The organism is Acinetobacter sp. V89_4 (assembly GCF_029967875.1).
GTDB lineage: Bacteria > Pseudomonadota > Gammaproteobacteria > Pseudomonadales > Moraxellaceae > Acinetobacter > Acinetobacter oleivorans.
The window spans coordinates 152,969-169,366 of the sequence record NZ_JASCAI010000028.1; the positions used below are offsets into that span (position 1 = coordinate 152,969).

Annotated in this window: 15 protein-coding genes; all 15 read left to right on the forward strand. The window is 41.1% G+C overall.

The window, feature by feature from the left end; translation table 11 throughout:
* Positions 1 to 251 precede the first annotated feature (251 nt).
* The 15 genes from ftsB (at position 252) to QLG01_RS12440 (ending at position 15,858) form a co-directional block, all read left to right on the forward strand.
* Complete coding sequence (gene ftsB, locus QLG01_RS12370; RefSeq protein ID WP_004643028.1) at positions 252 to 641, forward strand: cell division protein FtsB; 390 nt, start codon at positions 252 to 254, stop codon at positions 639 to 641.
* A complete protein-coding gene (gene ispD, locus QLG01_RS12375) occupies positions 607 to 1,323 on the forward strand; it encodes a 2-C-methyl-D-erythritol 4-phosphate cytidylyltransferase (protein ID WP_282496544.1) in 717 nt (238 codons plus the stop codon). The genes ftsB and ispD overlap by 35 nt, the downstream gene beginning before the upstream one ends.
* 340 nt (positions 1,324 to 1,663) lie before the next feature.
* Entirely contained in the window at positions 1,664 to 2,335 is a 672-nt protein-coding gene (locus QLG01_RS12380) for a 3-oxoacid CoA-transferase subunit A (protein ID WP_013197667.1), read from the forward strand.
* Between the two features lie 18 nt (positions 2,336 to 2,353).
* Positions 2,354 to 3,007 carry a 3-oxoacid CoA-transferase subunit B gene (locus QLG01_RS12385; RefSeq protein ID WP_107972798.1) on the forward strand — a complete coding sequence of 218 codons (654 nt, stop codon included), beginning with the start codon at positions 2,354 to 2,356 and terminating at the stop codon, positions 3,005 to 3,007.
* 12 nt (positions 3,008 to 3,019) lie between these two features.
* A complete protein-coding gene (gene pcaF / locus QLG01_RS12390) occupies positions 3,020 to 4,231 on the forward strand; it encodes a 3-oxoadipyl-CoA thiolase (RefSeq protein ID WP_282496547.1) in 1,212 nt (403 codons plus the stop codon).
* Between the two features lie 2 nt (positions 4,232 to 4,233).
* Positions 4,234 to 5,592, forward strand: coding sequence for a 3-carboxy-cis,cis-muconate cycloisomerase (gene pcaB / locus QLG01_RS12395; protein ID WP_282496549.1), 1,359 nt, complete (start codon positions 4,234 to 4,236; stop codon positions 5,590 to 5,592).
* Positions 5,589 to 6,374: a 3-oxoadipate enol-lactonase gene (pcaD, locus tag QLG01_RS12400; protein WP_282496551.1), complete on the forward strand. Its 786-nt coding sequence runs from the start codon at positions 5,589 to 5,591 to the stop codon at positions 6,372 to 6,374. Before pcaB ends, pcaD begins: the two co-directional genes overlap by 4 nt.
* 42 nt (positions 6,375 to 6,416) lie before the next feature.
* The gene (locus tag QLG01_RS12405) at positions 6,417 to 7,772 is read left to right on the forward strand and encodes an MFS transporter (protein ID WP_005306047.1); all 1,356 of its coding nucleotides are present in this window, start codon (positions 6,417 to 6,419) and stop codon (positions 7,770 to 7,772) included.
* A gap of 15 nt (positions 7,773 to 7,787) precedes the next feature.
* Complete coding sequence (gene pcaC, locus QLG01_RS12410) at positions 7,788 to 8,201, forward strand: 4-carboxymuconolactone decarboxylase (protein WP_005306044.1); 414 nt, start codon at positions 7,788 to 7,790, stop codon at positions 8,199 to 8,201.
* Between the two features lie 10 nt (positions 8,202 to 8,211).
* On the forward strand, positions 8,212 to 8,937 hold the full coding sequence (gene pcaH / locus QLG01_RS12415; protein ID WP_016137964.1) for a protocatechuate 3,4-dioxygenase subunit beta: 726 nt from the start codon (positions 8,212 to 8,214) through the stop codon (positions 8,935 to 8,937).
* Positions 8,938 to 8,951: 14 nt separating this feature from the next.
* On the forward strand, positions 8,952 to 9,581 hold the full coding sequence (gene pcaG / locus QLG01_RS12420) for a protocatechuate 3,4-dioxygenase subunit alpha (RefSeq protein WP_005306041.1): 630 nt from the start codon (positions 8,952 to 8,954) through the stop codon (positions 9,579 to 9,581).
* A 75-nt stretch (positions 9,582 to 9,656) separates the two neighbouring features.
* Positions 9,657 to 10,484: a type I 3-dehydroquinate dehydratase gene (gene aroD, locus QLG01_RS12425; protein WP_081402266.1), complete on the forward strand. Its 828-nt coding sequence runs from the start codon at positions 9,657 to 9,659 to the stop codon at positions 10,482 to 10,484.
* Between the two features lie 19 nt (positions 10,485 to 10,503).
* A complete protein-coding gene (locus QLG01_RS12430) occupies positions 10,504 to 11,958 on the forward strand; it encodes a right-handed parallel beta-helix repeat-containing protein (RefSeq protein ID WP_005306035.1) in 1,455 nt (484 codons plus the stop codon).
* Positions 11,959 to 12,027: 69 nt separating this feature from the next.
* Entirely contained in the window at positions 12,028 to 13,347 is a 1,320-nt protein-coding gene (locus QLG01_RS12435; protein ID WP_282496552.1) for a carbohydrate porin, read from the forward strand.
* Positions 13,348 to 13,428: 81 nt separating this feature from the next.
* Complete coding sequence (locus QLG01_RS12440; protein ID WP_282496553.1) at positions 13,429 to 15,858, forward strand: glucose/quinate/shikimate family membrane-bound PQQ-dependent dehydrogenase; 2,430 nt, start codon at positions 13,429 to 13,431, stop codon at positions 15,856 to 15,858.
* The last annotated feature ends 540 nt before the right edge of the window (positions 15,859 to 16,398 follow it).

Consider the following 16,398-nt stretch of genomic DNA (forward strand, 5'->3'; position numbering starts at 1 on the left):
ACATAAATTTCTTATACTTAGAATGATTTTTTGTGGGTAGATTGATTTATAAACAGTTGTACTTATAAATATTATTTCCCTTTCAAATTCTATTCATTTTTGACAAAATGAAACATGTCACAATGGTCAATTAAAGTAATATGCCCATTAATAATTTTGCTTAAATTTTTGCAGGAATTGCGCATGCTACTTGTTAATTACTATACAATACAATCTCTTAACGAAAGTTTTTAATTAAAAATCTTAATGATATGTTAGAAGTATTTCGATCCACTTCAAGCAAACTGATATTGCTACTTGTTATTGTTTTAGTAGCTATCCTGCAATATCAATTTTGGTTAGGTGAGGGTGGCTATATCCCTCATCAAGCTCTCATGCAACAAATTCAGCAACAAGCTGAGGTAAATGAAGAGCTTAAAGAACGAAACCGTATTTTGGCAGCAGAGGTTTTTGACCTGAAAAATGGTACAGAAGCAATAGAAGAACATGCCCGCCTTGATCTTGGTTTGGTTAAACCTCACGAGACATTTGTTCAAATGAGTACGATCAGTACCCATTACAAACCTATTTATATTGACCCGAACGCTAAAGTTGATTTGGAAACGAATGAGACACCGGCATCCCCAGATATCCCAGACTAAATTGTGGGCAGTGATTCCAGCTGCAGGATCAGGAAGTCGTTTTTCTAAAACTGAATTGAAGCAGTATCAATATATTCAGAATAGGACTGTTTTAGAACATACGATTGGCCGTATAAGCCAACTTCCATTAAATGGTTATGTTTTGGCAATTGGTACACAAGATACCTTTGCCCAGACTCTAGCATTTCAAAATATAGATAAGGCGCATTTTTGCATTGGTGGAGCTGAGCGAGTTCATTCAGTTTTAAATGCTTTAAATCATCTTTTAAATTTTGCCGATGAAAATGATTGGGTCCTTGTGCATGATGCGGCTCGCCCTTGTGTAACCATTGATTGTTTAAATGCACTTGTGGCAAATGCAATTGAATCAAATGAGAGCGCTATTTTAGCAATTCCTGTTCGTGATACTTTAAAGCAGGTTAAGTCAGGCAATCAAATTGATAAAACAGTCAGCCGAGATTTATTATGGCAAGCTCAAACGCCTCAAATTACTAAAATCGGTAAACTAAAAAAAGCAATTGAACATGCTTTAGAAAATGATGTCATTATTACCGATGAGGCAAGTGCACTCGAGTATATGGGTGAAACTGTACAGGTCGTAATGGGTCGTTCGGATAATATAAAAATTACCTATCCTGATGATTTAGAACTTGCACGTTTGATTCTGCAATCTCAGTCTTAATTCTATTATTTTTAACTTGCTTGGATAATTTGCCCATCTAAGTAAGTTTTCTACATATCTATTTATAAGCACTCATATTCTTTTACATTGATAAGTTTTAGGATTTATCAAGATCGTACAACTATACTAGATAATGTTCGATCATCGAACAAAAAATATTTATACCGAACAAAACCATGGTTTGATAACTAGATCAAATTACAAAAATTATCAAGAATGTTTAAAAGGAAATCTAAGGGAAACACTCGGGATTGAGTGAAATATCTATCTGTTCATTCTGCCTCTGTGTGCCTAAATCTCTTATCTATTCCTTCCTGAATGAGCACAATGGAGTTGTCTAATGATTGACAAAAGTAAGTCCTCTCTAAGCGAGGTACTATCGCAGATTAAAGATGGCGCGACCATTCTGATTGGTGGTTTTGGTACCGCAGGACAACCCGCTGAACTCATTGATGGTCTTATTGAACTCGGTGTTAAAGATTTAACGATTGTTAGTAATAACGCCGGTAATGGCGATTATGGTCTGGCTAAACTGCTTAAAGCTGGTTCAGTTAAAAAAGTAATCTGCTCTTTCCCACGCCAATCAGACTCTTATGTTTTTGATGAGTTGTATCGTGCTGGAAAGGTCGAGCTTGAAGTCGTTCCGCAAGGTAATCTGGCTTGCCGTATTCAGGCAGCTGGTATGGGCCTAGGCGCTGTGTTTACCCCAACAGGCTTTGGAACACTTTTAGCCGAAGGCAAAGAAACCCGTGAGATTGATGGGAAAGATTATGTGCTTGAGTATCCAATCAAGGCTGACTTTGCCTTGATTAAAGCTTACAAGGGCGATCGCTGGGGCAATCTCGTTTACCGTAAATCTGCCCGTAACTTTGGCCCGATTATGGCCATGGCGGCGGATGTCACGATTGTTCAGGTTTCTGAAGTGGTTGAGCTAGGTGGATTAGATCCAGAGCACATCATCACCCCAGGTATTTTTGTACAGCACGTTGTACAAGTACAGCCCGCACAGTAAGCAATAAGGAGAAATAACATGAGCTATCAGAAACTCAGCCGTGACCAGATTGCAAAACGTGTGGCACAAGATATTCCAGATGGTGCCTATGTGAACCTAGGTATTGGCTTACCGACCAAGATTGCAAGCTACTTACCTAACGATAAAGATATTTTCCTTCATTCTGAAAATGGCCTATTGGCATTTGGTCCACCACCAGCGGCAGGTGAAGAAGACCCTGAACTGATTAATGCGGGTAAAGAATTTGTGACCATGCTTGAAGGCGGCAGCTTTTTCCACCATGGCGACTCATTTGCCATGATGCGTGGTGGTCACCTTGATATAGCGGTGCTTGGCGCATTTCAGGTTGCAGCCAATGGTGACTTGGCCAACTGGCACACGGGTGCACCGGATGCGATTCCTGCGGTGGGTGGTGCGATGGATTTGGCTGTAGGTGCTAAAAAAGTATTTATCACCACAGATCATGTGACCAAGCAAGGTGAACCAAAGATTGTGGCTGAGCTGAGCTATCCGGTTACGGGTAAACACTGTGTTGATCGTATTTACACCGACTTGTGCGTAATTGATGTAACCAAAGATGGTTTAAAGGTGATTGAGAAAGTGGAAGGTCTTAGCTTTGAAGAGTTACAGGCTTTAACGGGTGCAACTTTGATTGATGCGACTCAAGGGTAAGGAAGTAGGGAAATGACATTAAAAAACGCTTATATCATCGATGCCATCCGTACTCCATTCGGCCGTTATGCAGGTGGTCTTGCACCTGTCCGTGCCGATGACCTTGGTGCTGTGCCGATCAAAGCTCTCATGCAGCGTAACCCGAATGTAGATTGGGAACAGGTCGATGATGTGATCTATGGCTGTGCCAACCAAGCTGGGGAAGATAACCGTAACGTTGGCCGTATGTCAGCACTGCTTGCAGGTCTACCGTATCAAGTACCAGCAACCACCATTAACCGTTTGTGTGGTTCTTCACTCGATGCAATTGCCATTGCTGCTCGTGCCATTAAAGCAGGTGAAGCAAACTTGGTGATTGCAGGTGGTGTAGAAAGCATGAGCCGTGCACCTTATGTGATGGGTAAGTCTGACAGTGCTTTTGGCCGTAGCCAGAAGATTGAAGATACCACCATGGGATGGCGCTTCATTAACCCAAAACTTAAAGAATTGTATGGTGTAGACACCATGCCCCAGACTGCCGAAAACGTAGCTGAACAATTTAACGTTAATCGTGCAGATCAGGACCAGTTTGCCTTGGTGAGCCAACAACGCACCGCAAGCGCGCAAGCCAAAGGCTTTTTTTCTAAAGAAATCGTGGCAGTTGAAATCCCTCAGCGTAAGGGTGATGCTGTTGTGATTGATACCGATGAACATCCACGTGCATCGACCACACTTGAAGCTTTAAGCAAACTTAAACCGGTTGTCAAAGCGAATGGTTCTGTGACTGCGGGTAATGCTTCAGGTATTAACGATGGTGCAGCGGCACTACTGATTGCTTCTGATGAGGCAGTTCAGGCCTACAATCTAAAACCACGTGCCAAAATCATTGCTTCAACAGCAGTCGGTGTAGAACCACGCATTATGGGTTTTGCTCCTGCACCAGCCATTAAAAAACTACTTAAACAAGCCAACCTGACTTTAGATCAGATGGATGTGATTGAGCTTAACGAAGCTTTTGCTGCACAAGCTTTGGCCGTGACCCGTGATTTAGGCTTACCAGACGATTCTGACAAGGTAAATCCAAACGGTGGTGCAATTGCTTTGGGTCATCCACTTGGTGCATCAGGTGCACGCTTAGTGACTACAGCCCTAAACCAGCTTGAACAGACAGATGGTCGTTACGCTTTGTGTTCAATGTGTATTGGTGTAGGTCAAGGCATCGCATTGATTATTGAGAGAGTTTAATCATGAGCCAGTTATATGCCAGCTTGTTTTATCAAAAAGACGTCACTGACATCTTTAGTGACTCATCTTTAATCAAATACATGATTCAGGTTGAAGTTGCGTTAGCTCAAGCACAGGCAAAAGTTGGCGTGATTCCTCAAAATGCGGCTAATACCATTGCTCAAGTAGCTGAGCAGGCAATAGAAAAGTTTGATTTTCCAGCGTTGGCTGTAGCAACAGGCTTAGCTGGAAATATCGCAATTCCATTTGTAAAACAGCTTACGGCAATTGTTAAAGATGTAGATGAAGATGCTTCACGTTATGTGCATTGGGGTGCAACGAGTCAGGATATTTTAGACACAGCCTGCATTTTGCAATGCCGCGATGCGTTAAATATTGTCGAAGCACAACTTCAACAGTGCTACAGCACTGCATTACAACAAGCTAAGCAATATCGCTATCAAGTCATGATTGGACGTACATGGTTACAGCAAGCTTTGCCAATTACTTTAGGGCATAAACTCGCTCGCTGGGCTTCTGCGTTTAAACGTGATTTAGACCGTATACAAGCTATGAAATCACGTGTATTTACTGCTCAGTTAGGTGGCGCTGTGGGTTCATTAGCATCTTTGCAAGATCAAGGTTCACTTGTGGTCAGTGCATTTGCTCAGCAGCTGAATCTGACTGTACCGACAAGCACATGGCATGGTGAGCGCGACCGTATTGTAGAAATCGCAAGTGTGCTTGGCATGATTGTTGGGAATACGGGCAAGATGGCACGTGATTGGTCACTCATGATGCAAACTGAAATTGCCGAATTTTTTGAACCAACTGCAAAGGGCCGTGGTGGTTCATCAACCATGCCTCATAAGCGGAATCCAGTTGCAGCAGCTTCAGTACTTGCAGCAGCAAATCGTGTACCAGCACTTATGTCTAGCATCTATCAAAGCATGGTGCAGGAACATGAGCGTAGCTTAGGTGCATGGCATGCAGAATGGTTAGCAATCCCTGAAATTTTTCAGCTTTGTGCTGGAGCATTAACTCGTACTGGTGAAGTTTTACAAGGTTTTGAAGTTAATGCTGAGCATATGCAGCAGAACCTTGACTGTACCAACGGGCTGATTATGGCAGAAGCTGTGATGATGGCGCTTGCTCCAAAAATTGGACGTTTAAATGCACATCATGTTGTTGAAGCAGCTTGTAAAACAGCCGTGGCTCAAAAGCAGCATTTATCTGAAGTTGTTAGTCAGTTAGATGAAGTAAAAGAACATTTTAGTGAAACAGAAATTTTGGAAATATTTAAAGCAGAAAACTATTTGGGCAACATTCAAGCTCAAATTGATGCTGTTCTGCAAGAAGCACAAGGAGGAGACATAAAGTGAAACAGCTTATAACCAATCGACAAGGTAAACAGCTCGCTGTATACACTGACGGATTAAAAGATGCTCCAACACTTGTGTTATCTAACTCCTTAGGAACAGATCATGGAATGTGGCAGCCGCAAGTAGATGAGCTTAAAAGTCATTTTAATGTCATTACATACGACACACGTGGTCATGGCGAAAGTGATGTGATCGCTGAAACATCTTTACAAAATTTAGGTGAAGATGTTGCTGATATTTTAGATGCCTTAGATATTGAAAAAGCTCATTTTTGTGGCATTTCAATGGGCGGAATTACAGGGCTTTGGTTAGCTATCCATTACCCAGAGCGCTTTCTAAGTATTACTGTCGCAAATTCGGCGGCAAAAATTGGACAGGCTGAGGCGTGGTTGAGTCGCGCAGAATCAGTAGAACAAAATGGACTGGCTGAATTGGTTAAAACCACGCACACACGTTGGTTTAGCGAAAAATTCGACTATCAACATAATGTGGTTGCACAAACGACGATTCAAAGTCTGGCAAACACACCAGCACAAGGTTATGCCAATGCGTGCCGTGCTTTAGCACATGCTGATTTAAGAAATGAAATTACGCAAATCCAAGTACCGGTATTGCTCATTGCAGGAACGGCAGATCCTGTGACAACAGTAGCAGATGCTGAGTTTATGCAGAATGCTATTAAGAACAGTCAAATTGCTAAATTGGAAGCATCTCATCTTTCTAATATTGAGCAACCACAAAGATTTACTCAGGAATTGACTAGGTTTATTCAGCAAATCTAATAGCTTAGTAGTTTAAAAGGAATTGGCCTTAAGGAGGCAAATATGGCGTCTCAGGATTACGCTGCACCAAATAAAAGTATCGATGCTCAAGCATTAATTAATGATGCTCCACTCAGTAAGTATCAATGGATGATTGCAATCATCTGTTTCTTAATTATTTTTACTGATGGTATCGATACTGCTGCAATGGGTTTTATCGCTCCAGCTTTGGCTCAAGACTGGGGTGTTGATCGCTCTCAGTTAGGCCCAGTGATGAGTGCTGCACTTGGTGGAATGATTATTGGAGCTTTGGTTTCTGGCCCAACAGCTGACCGTTTTGGTCGAAAAATCGTTTTAGCTTTTTCGATGCTTGTGTTTGGTGGTTTTACTTTAGCATCTGCTTATGCAACTAACTTAGATAGCCTTGTCGTTTTACGCTTTTTGACAGGTATTGGTTTGGGTGCAGCGATGCCAAATGCCACCACATTATTCTCTGAATACTGTCCAACACGTATTCGTTCACTGCTGGTGACATGCATGTTCTGTGGCTACAACCTAGGTATGGCAACAGGAGGCTTTATTAGTAGCTGGCTCATCCCGACCTACGGTTGGCACAGTCTATTTTTACTTGGCGGCTGGTCACCTTTGATCTTAATGGTTTTAGTGATTTTTGTCTTACCTGAGTCTTACCGCTTTTTAATTGTTAAAGGTAAGAACCCAGAAAAAGTACGTAAGATCTTAAATTATATCGCGCCAACTCAAGTTCAAAATGCCACCGCATTCCACGTACCTGAAGAGAAAACTGAAACAGCTCAAAAGAAAAATGTCTTTGGAATTATGTTTTCTAAACCATATGCAAAAGGAACACTTTTACTTTGGTTGACCTATTTCATGGGCTTAGTGGTTGTTTACTTGCTTACAAGCTGGTTACCAACACTGATGCGTGAAACAGGTGCTTCAATGGAGCGTGCTGCATTTATTGGTGGATTGTTCCAGTTTGGTGGTGTGGTAAGTGCATTATTCATTGGTTGGGCGATGGATAAATTTAACCCGAACCGAGTTATTGCCATTTTCTACTTTGCTGCGGGTCTATTTGCGATTGCTGTTGGTCAAAGTTTAGGAAACTCAACATTACTTGCTGTATTGGTTCTTTGCGCAGGTATCGCGATTAATGGTGCGCAATCTTCAATGCCAGCTTTAAGTGCTCGTTTTTATCCAACGCAGTGCCGTGCAACGGGTGTGTCGTGGATGACAGGTATTGGACGTTTCGGTGCGGTATTTGGTGCTTGGATTGGTGCCGTACTACTTGGTAATGATTGGTCGTTTACTGCCATTCTCAGTTTATTACTAATTCCAGCGACTGCTGCGGCTGTTGCTGTATTTGTTAAATCACTTGTTGCGCATACCGATGCAACTTAATAGAGGTCTATCACAATGAATGATGAACAACGCTATAAACAAGGCATTGAGGTGCGGACTGAAGTTTTGGGTGAAAAGCATGTTGGTCGGTCTTTGCAAAACTTAAATGACTTTAACCAAGATTTTCAAAACTTTATTAGCCGTTACGCATGGGGTGAGGTGTGGTCTCGTCCGGGCCTACCGCGTCATACACGTAGTTTAGTGACGATCGCAATTTTATTGGCGCTTGGCCGCGAAGATGAACTACGCATGCATTTACGTGCTTGTTTCAACAATGGTGTCACTAAAGAAGATTTAAAAGAGTTGATCTTACATAGCTCGCTCTATGCAGGTTTACCTGCTGCAAATGCTGCAATGCATATGGCCGAAGAAGTCTTTAAAGAGTTGGGAATAGAAGTCAACTCAGTTGCAGCAAAAGAACAGGATTAAGGAGATAAAGATGTCACAACATAGCTGGGGTGCTTACGCCCAACGTAATACAGAAGACCATCCACCTGCATATGCAGAAGGTTATAAGACAAGTGTTTTACGTTCGCCAAAAAATGCATTGATTTCTATTAATGAGACTTTAACTGAAGTTACTTCACCGCATTTTTCTTCAAACTTGTTTGGCCCAAAAGATAACGATTTGATTTTGAACTATGCCAAAGATGGTTTACCAATTGGTGAGCGTGTCATCGTTCATGGTTATGTCCGTGACCAGTTTGGCCGTCCTGTAAAAAATGCACTTTTAGAAGTATGGCAAGCCAATGCTTCTGGTCGTTATCGCCATCCAAACGACAAATTTATTGGTGCAATGGACCCTAACTTCGGTGGTTGTGGTCGTACATTAACTGACGAAAATGGTTTTTATATTTTCCGTACCATTAAACCAGGTCCATATCCGTGGCGTAACCGTATCAATGAATGGCGTCCAGCTCATATTCACTTCTCTTTAATTGCTGATGGTTGGGCTCAGCGCCTAATTTCGCAGTTTTATTTTGAAGGCGATACGCTCATTGACACTTGCCCGATTTTAAAAACGATTCCTTCTGAAGATCAACGTCGTGCATTGATTGCACTAGAAGATAAAAACAACTTTATCGAAGCAGATAGCCGTTGTTACCGTTTTGACATCACTTTACGTGGTCGTCGAGCGACTTACTTCGAAAATGATTTGACTTAATCGGGAGCACGAGCATGAATAACTGGAATTTTCAGGAATTAAAAGAAACTCCATCTCAAACAGGTGGTCCTTACGTCCACATTGGTTTATTGCCACAACAAGCAAATATTGAAGTGTTTGAAAACAACTTTAATAACCAGTTAGTACAAGACCAAACCAAAGGCGAGCGTATTCGTCTTGAAGGTCAGGTATTTGACGGATTAGGTTTACCGCTGCGCGATGTGCTGATCGAAATTTGGCAAGCTGATGCGAATGGTATTTACCCAAGTCAGGCAGATACGCGTGAGCAAAAAGCTGATCCTGCATTTCAGGGTTGGGGACGTACTGGCGCTGACTTTGAAACAGGCGTTTGGAGCTTTAATACAATTAAGCCAGGTGCTACAGCCGGTCGTAAAGGTTCAACTCAAGCACCGCATATTGCATTAGTCATTTTCGCTCGCGGTATTAACTTAGGTCTTCATACACGTGTTTATTTTGAAGATGAAGCCGAGGCAAATGGCAATGACCCAATTTTAAATAGCATTGAGTGGGCACCGCGTCGCCAAACGCTTATTGCAAAACGTTTTGAAGAAAATGGTGAAATTGTTTACCGCTTTGATATTCGTATTCAAGGCGATAACGAAACAGTATTTTTTGATATTTAAGAAACACCTAAGGCTACACATGATTGTCCATGGATGCGTGTAGCCTTTTTAAAGGATGGTATGACAGAGATGAAAATGAAAACATTATTAAGCTTAAGTTTGCTTGCACTCCCATTTTTTACAGCACAGGTGAATGCTGAACCTGTTGCTTTAGCTACTCAAACACAACCTGCGACTACAGCAGTTAAAACAATTGTTCCAATTACAGCAAAGACCAAAGAACAAGCTTTAGCGCAAGCTCAAGTGATTGCAAATACAGCAGATGCTGATTTGGCAGAGTTCCGTATCGACTTACTCAGTTTTGCGAGTGATACGAAACAAGTGATTGCATTGGGGCATGAATTAAAAAAGATTTTAGGTAATAAGCCGCTAATCGCCACAATTCGCACTAAAAATGAAGGTGGTCAGCTTGAAATTAGCGATGTTGATTATGGTAAGACTTATCAGGCTTATTTAAAAAATCCGTTCATGGACTGGTTAGATGTTGAAATGTTCCGTGATCAAAAAGTAGTTTCAGATATTGTTCAAAAAGCACATCAAAAGAAAGTGCTGATTGTGATGTCTAATCATGACTTCCAAAAAACGCCAAGCCAAGATGAAATTGAAAAACGCCTGTTAAAACAAGATCAAATGGGCGCAGATATTCTAAAAATTGCCGTAATGCCAAAATCTAAACAAGACGTTTTCACTTTAATGAACGCAACTTTAAAAGTAAGTCAGCAAACCACTAAACCATTGTTAACGATGTCAATGGGACAACTTGGTACGATTTCTCGTGTTGCGACTGCCAATATGGGTGGAAGTTATAGCTTTGGCATGATTGGGCAGGCTTCTGCACCAGGACAAATTGATGTGACTAAGCTCAAACAGATTTTAAAAACCGTTCAACCAACAAACCCATAAATCATAAGGATATGATGAAATGAATACATTACGTTTAACTACTCTTGCATTAGGTTTGATGGTTTCAGGAATAACTGCAGCACAAACTTATGTTGTTGATCGTTATCAAGACGATAGCAATAAAGGCTCTTTACGCTGGGCAATTGAACAAGCCAATGCAAACCCAAGCGAAGCTAGCGAGATCTTGATTCAGGCGGTAGGCAAAGCGCCTTATGCGATTAAATTAAATAGTGCACTTCCTGAAATTAAAGCACCCATCAAAATTATTGGTACACAGTGGGATAAAACTGGCGAATACATCGCAATTGATGGTTCAAACTATATTAAAGGCGAAGGTGCAAAAGCTTGTCCCGGTGCAAACCCTGAGCAGTACGGCACCAATGTACGTACTATGACTTTACCGGGATTGGTACTACGTGACGTCAACAATGTCACTTTAAAAGGTTTAGACATTCATCGTTTCTGTATTGGTGTTTTGGTAAACCGTTCAAGCAATAACCTTATTCAACATAACCGTATTAGTAATAACTATGGTGGTGCCGGTGTCATGCTTACTGGTGATGACGGGCAAGGCAACCCAACGGCAACCACGACCAATAACAACAAAGTTTTAGACAATATTTTCCAAGACAATGGTGATGGTTTAGAACTGACACGTGGTGCTGCGTTTAACTTAATTGCAAATAACCATTTTGTTTCAACGAAAGCGAACCCAGAGCCATCACAAGGTATTGAAATTTTATGGGGTAATGACAATGCCGTAGTCGGTAATAAATTCGAAAACTATTCGGATGGCTTACAGATTAACTGGGGCAAGCGTAACTATATTGCCTACAACGAAATGACCAATAACTCGATTGGCTTCAACATGACAGGCGATGGCAACATTCTTGATAGCAATAGGGTGCATGGTAACCGTATTGGTGTTGCTATTCGTTCGGAAAAAGATGCAAATGCAAAAATTACATTGACTAAAAACCTGATTTGGGACAATGGTAAAGATATTAAACGCTGTGAAGCAGGTGGTTCATGTGTACCAAATCAGCGTTTAGGTGCAATTGTATTTGGTGTACCTGCACTTGAACACGAAGGTTTTGTCGGTTCTCGTGGTGGTGGCGTAGTGGTTGATCCATCTAAGCAACAAAAAACATGTACTCAACCAAATCAACAAAACTGTAATGCTCAGCCGAATCAGGGCATTAAAGCACCTAAGTTAACCGTTAATAAAGGTTCAGTTGCTGTAGAAATTAATGGATTACCAAACCAACGCTATCAAGTTGAGTTCTTTGGAAATCAAAATGCGGCATCAAAAGAAGCTGAGCAATATTTAGGAGCGGTTACCGTTGCCACAGATGCTGAAGGCAATGCAAAAGCGAATTGGAAGCCAACTCTCAAAGTTGCTTCAATTACAGCGAATGTAACTGATCGTTTTGGCGCGACGTCTGAACTTAGTTCGGCCGTACAAACTAAATAATAACAATAAGGGAAGCGCCTCAAACCGAGGCGCAGCATAGAAATATAGAAATGATAAAAGGGACTTGAAATGCCAAATATAATGAAACTGAGTGTGTTAACAATCGCTGTATTAGGCAGTCAACTTGCGCTTGCTAATGAGCCTTGGTCACAAGATCGTCAATGGTTGCTAGGCGACTGGAATGGTGAGCGCCAACAGCTAGAGCAACAAGGCTATAAATTTACAGCTTCTATCATGAGCCAAAGTGCCACAAATTTAGATGGTGGTTACAACGACAGCAATACTTTTGAAAATGCTGCGCAACTTTCTTTAGGTGCAAACTTCGATTTAGAAAAGATTGCTGGGTGGAAAGATACAACAGCGAGCCTGATCGTGACTAAACGTGACGGGAATGCGCTTACTTTGGAGCGTATTAAAGACCCGCGTTCTAGCCAATTAGGTAATGCTCAAGAGATTTATGGTCGCGGTAAAATCTGGCGTCTGTCTCAAGCATGGGTAAAGAAAGGCTTTGTTGATAATACTATACAGGCCAAAGTTGGCCGTATGGGCATGTCAGAAGACTTTAATAGTTCTCAATGTGAGTTTCAAAACTTATTACTTTGCGGTGGACAGTTAGGAAAATCAATCGGTTCAATTTGGTACAACTCACCAGTTGGTGTTTGGGCTGCAAACGTTAAATATCAATTTGCGCCTGAGTGGACTTTGGGTGTCGGTGTTTATGAAGTAAATCCAGACAACATTAAAACCGAATCAAATAGTGATGGTTTTAATCTGGATATGAACAACGTGAAGGGTGCAACCATACCAGTTGAGCTCGCATGGAAACCAAAACTTGCTGCTTTTAATGGTTTACCGGGTGAATATAAAGTAGGTGCGCTGTATTCAACCGCAGAAGCAAATGATATTAAAACCGCGGGTAAAGTTCATGAGGGAAAACAAAGTTTCTGGATTAATGCACAACAACAACTGACGAATAACGGCCAAGATCCGAAACGCGGTTTATATGTAAGTTTTAATGGCGTTGTAAATGATAAGGCAACGACCTTTGTTCAAAGTACCCAACAACTTGCTCTTTGGTATAAAGGGCCATTTGATAGCCGTCCAAATGATTCGATTGGCTTTGGTATTGCCAATTATTTGGTCAATGATCGTGCTAAAGATAAGCAAATCGCAACAAACGAAAGCCGTGGATATTATAGCTATGATGCGATTGCATCTGACTATATTCCAATTCAAGACGACGAGCTAAATGTCGAATTGAACTATACCTATCAATGGTCTCCGGCCGTTATGTTACGTCCAAACATTCAATATATCCATCAACCTGCTGGTGTAAAAGCGGTCGATGATGCTTGGGTGGCAGGCTTAAGCGTTAAAGTCAATTTTTAACAATGTTGATGGCTGGTTAGACATAGTTTAACTGGCCCAAATGCTTGAACTATTGTGTTCAGTATATGTGGAGTAGGATCTATGTCTGAGTCAGATTCTAAGTTTCATATCTTATTCAAAATATGGTGTTTTCTATTAGGCCTAGTTTTATTGGCTACTGGTGTTTTTTACATCGTAGGCGGTGGCAAGCTAGTTTCATTAGGTGGATCTTGGTATTTCCTAGTCGCAGGACTGTTAATTACCATGTCTGCATTTAGTATTTTTCGTAAAAAGGCACTTGGTGTCTGGATTTTTGCAGCTGTTTTTGTTGGCACCGTCATTTGGTCATTTGTTGATGCAGGATGGGAATTCTGGCCGTTATTCTCGCGGTTAATGTTTCCTGCTGGTCTTTTTGCTGCACTGTTATTTACCTTGCCTTCAATTCGACGTTACCAATTTCAAACTAGCTTGGCTTCTTCATCCTATGCAGCGGGTGGGTTGGTTGTTGTTGGTATGTTGATTGCGTTTTATCAAATGTTCCAACCGCATCCAACAGTAGCAAGTTCAGGTGAAAAGCTACCTTTAGTACCAGTTGACCCTGCTAAAAAACAGGTGAATTGGGAAAATTATGGAAATGATGCAGGTGGTAGTCGCTTTGTTGCTCTCGATCAAATTAACCGAGATAACGTTCATAAATTAAAAGAAGCTTGGCGTTTTAGAACAGGTGATTTTTCAACAGGTAGTGGTAATGGTGCTGAAGACCAAATGACCCCACTACAAGTTGGAAACAAAGTTTTTTTATGTACACCACATAACAACATTTTTGCGATAGATGCTGACTCGGGTAAACAACTCTGGAAAGCTGAAGTGAACTCTAAAGCTGATGCTTGGGAACGTTGCCGTGGGGTCGCATACTTTGATTCGACCAAACCACTTGTACAACCAACTTTGGCTGGTGCAAATGCAGTAACCACAGTTGCAACCAATACAGCATGTCCGCGTCGTTTATATACAAATACACCTGACGGTCGTTTAATTGCAGTGAATGCAGATAACGGTCAGCGCTGTGCTGATTTTGGTGTAAATGGAACAGTTGATCTGTTAGAAGGTCTGGGAGCTGGAACTAAAGCTCCACGTTTTGAAGTGACTTCTGCTCCGACTATTGCTGGAACAACCATTGTAGTGGGTAGCCGTATTGCCGATAACGTGGCAGCAGATATGCCGGGTGGTGTTATCCGTGGTTATGACGTCATTACTGGTAAACTTCGTTGGGCATTTGACGCACGTAATCCAGATCCTAACTATGTTCTTAAACCAGGTGAAACTTATAAACGTAGTTCGGCAAACTCTTGGGCTGCAATGTCATATGACCCGCAAATGAATACGGTGTTCTTACCTATGGGTAGCTCATCTGTCGACATTTGGGGTGGTAACCGTAATCCGTTAGATCATAAATACAATACTTCTGTTTTGGCACTTGATGCGACAACAGGTAAAGAAAAGTGGGTATATCAAACTGTTCATAACGACTTATGGGACTTTGACTTACCAATGCAACCAAGTCTAGTTGATTTCCCATTGAAAGATGGTACGACTAAACCTGCTGTTGTGATTGGAACCAAATCAGGTCAATTCTTTGTGCTTGACCGTGTAACGGGTAAACCACTGACTAAAGTAATTGAACAGCCAGTTAAGCCTGCCAATATTCCGGGTGAGCAATACAGTGCAACTCAACCACGTTCAGTTGAAATGCCTCAAATTGGTAATCAGACTTTAACTGAATCAGATATGTGGGGTGCAACGCCGTTTGATCAGCTCATGTGCCGTATTAACTTCAAGTCAATGCGTTACGAAGGTCTATTTACTGCACCGGGTACTGACGTTTCATTAAGCTTCCCAGGTTCTTTGGGTGGCATGAACTGGGGTAGCATTGCTTTTGATCCGACTCATCGTTATATGTTCGTGAACGATATGCGTCTTGGCTTATGGGTTCAATTAATGGAACAAACACCTGAAGACATCAAGATTCAGGCGAGTGGCGGTGAAAAAGTAAATACAGGTATGGGTGCTGTACCAATGAAAGGTACACCATATAAAGTGAATAAAAACCGCTTTATGTCGGCTTTAAGTATTCCTTGTCAGAAACCACCATTTGGTACTATGACTGCAATTGACATGAAAACTCGTCAAGTCGCATGGCAAGTACCACTGGGTACGGTTGAAGACACTGGACCTATGGGCATCAAAATGGGCTTAAAAGCACCAATCGGTATGCCAACAATTGGCGGGCCGATGGCAACTCAAGGTGGCTTGGTTTTCTTTGCTGCAACACAGGACTACTATTTACGTGCATTTGATTCATCTACAGGTAAGGAACTGTGGAAATCACGCATGCCAGTGGGTAGCCAAGGAACTCCAATAAGCTATGTTTCACCGAAAACAGGTAAACAATTTGTGGTTGTTACGGCAGGCGGAGCACGTCAATCACCTGATCATGGTGATTATGTAATCGCTTATAGCTTAGAACAATAATTAAATAAGGCAAAAGAGAGCAATTCTCTTTTGCCTTTAATTTTAATATGTTTTTTATATTAAAGTACTGTGGTAAATTCTATTGTTTTAATTAGATAGATTTACCAAATAGTAAAAAATTGCTTTAACTCATTGCAAAACCTAAAATATTCTTAAGATTGAGAATACTTGAACCATAGATGTGGACGAATGATTAGATATTTTTCACAATGTTTTACCTATAAATAAAACTGATTGGTTTATTAAGTTTTGTTTAACTTAAAGTTGTGAATTTTAATTAGAAATAAACATTATTGTCTTTTTAGTCCTTAAAAGTGGGATTTTTTTGCTGCAAAAACAAGCGTAAATATATATTTATATTATATTTATATAATTTATAGCATTACGTTAGAATGGTCGTCGCAGGTTATTACTACCCAGTAATAATTTGTATTTCAGGAATTTAAGCTTTTATTGGCTTAAGGCTCATCGCAAGATGGGCCTTTTTTTATGCACTTTCGATCATAACATCTAATTATTATAAAAATAGCCTAAGCAGCA

Excerpts from the sequence above, each read along its gene's own strand:
- QLG01_RS12435 (WP_282496552.1), top strand. The coding sequence starts at position 12,028 with ATGCCAAATATAATGAAACTGAGTGTGTTAACAATCGCTGTATTAGGC.
- QLG01_RS12385 (WP_107972798.1), top strand. The coding sequence starts at position 2,354 with ATGAGCTATCAGAAACTCAGCCGTGACCAGATTGCAAAACGTGTGGCA.
- pcaH (WP_016137964.1), top strand. The coding sequence starts at position 8,212 with ATGTCACAACATAGCTGGGGTGCTTACGCCCAACGTAATACAGAAGAC.
- QLG01_RS12405 (WP_005306047.1), top strand. The coding sequence starts at position 6,417 with ATGGCGTCTCAGGATTACGCTGCACCAAATAAAAGTATCGATGCTCAA.
- ftsB (WP_004643028.1), top strand. The coding sequence starts at position 252 with ATGTTAGAAGTATTTCGATCCACTTCAAGCAAACTGATATTGCTACTT.
- QLG01_RS12380 (WP_013197667.1), top strand. The coding sequence starts at position 1,664 with ATGATTGACAAAAGTAAGTCCTCTCTAAGCGAGGTACTATCGCAGATT.
- ispD (WP_282496544.1), top strand. The coding sequence starts at position 607 with ATGAGACACCGGCATCCCCAGATATCCCAGACTAAATTGTGGGCAGTG.
- pcaF (WP_282496547.1), top strand. The coding sequence starts at position 3,020 with ATGACATTAAAAAACGCTTATATCATCGATGCCATCCGTACTCCATTC.
- pcaB (WP_282496549.1), top strand. The coding sequence starts at position 4,234 with ATGAGCCAGTTATATGCCAGCTTGTTTTATCAAAAAGACGTCACTGAC.
- pcaC (WP_005306044.1), top strand. The coding sequence starts at position 7,788 with ATGAATGATGAACAACGCTATAAACAAGGCATTGAGGTGCGGACTGAA.
- pcaG (WP_005306041.1), top strand. The coding sequence starts at position 8,952 with ATGAATAACTGGAATTTTCAGGAATTAAAAGAAACTCCATCTCAAACA.
- QLG01_RS12430 (WP_005306035.1), top strand. The coding sequence starts at position 10,504 with ATGAATACATTACGTTTAACTACTCTTGCATTAGGTTTGATGGTTTCA.
- aroD (WP_081402266.1), top strand. The coding sequence starts at position 9,657 with ATGAAAACATTATTAAGCTTAAGTTTGCTTGCACTCCCATTTTTTACA.
- QLG01_RS12440 (WP_282496553.1), top strand. The coding sequence starts at position 13,429 with ATGTCTGAGTCAGATTCTAAGTTTCATATCTTATTCAAAATATGGTGT.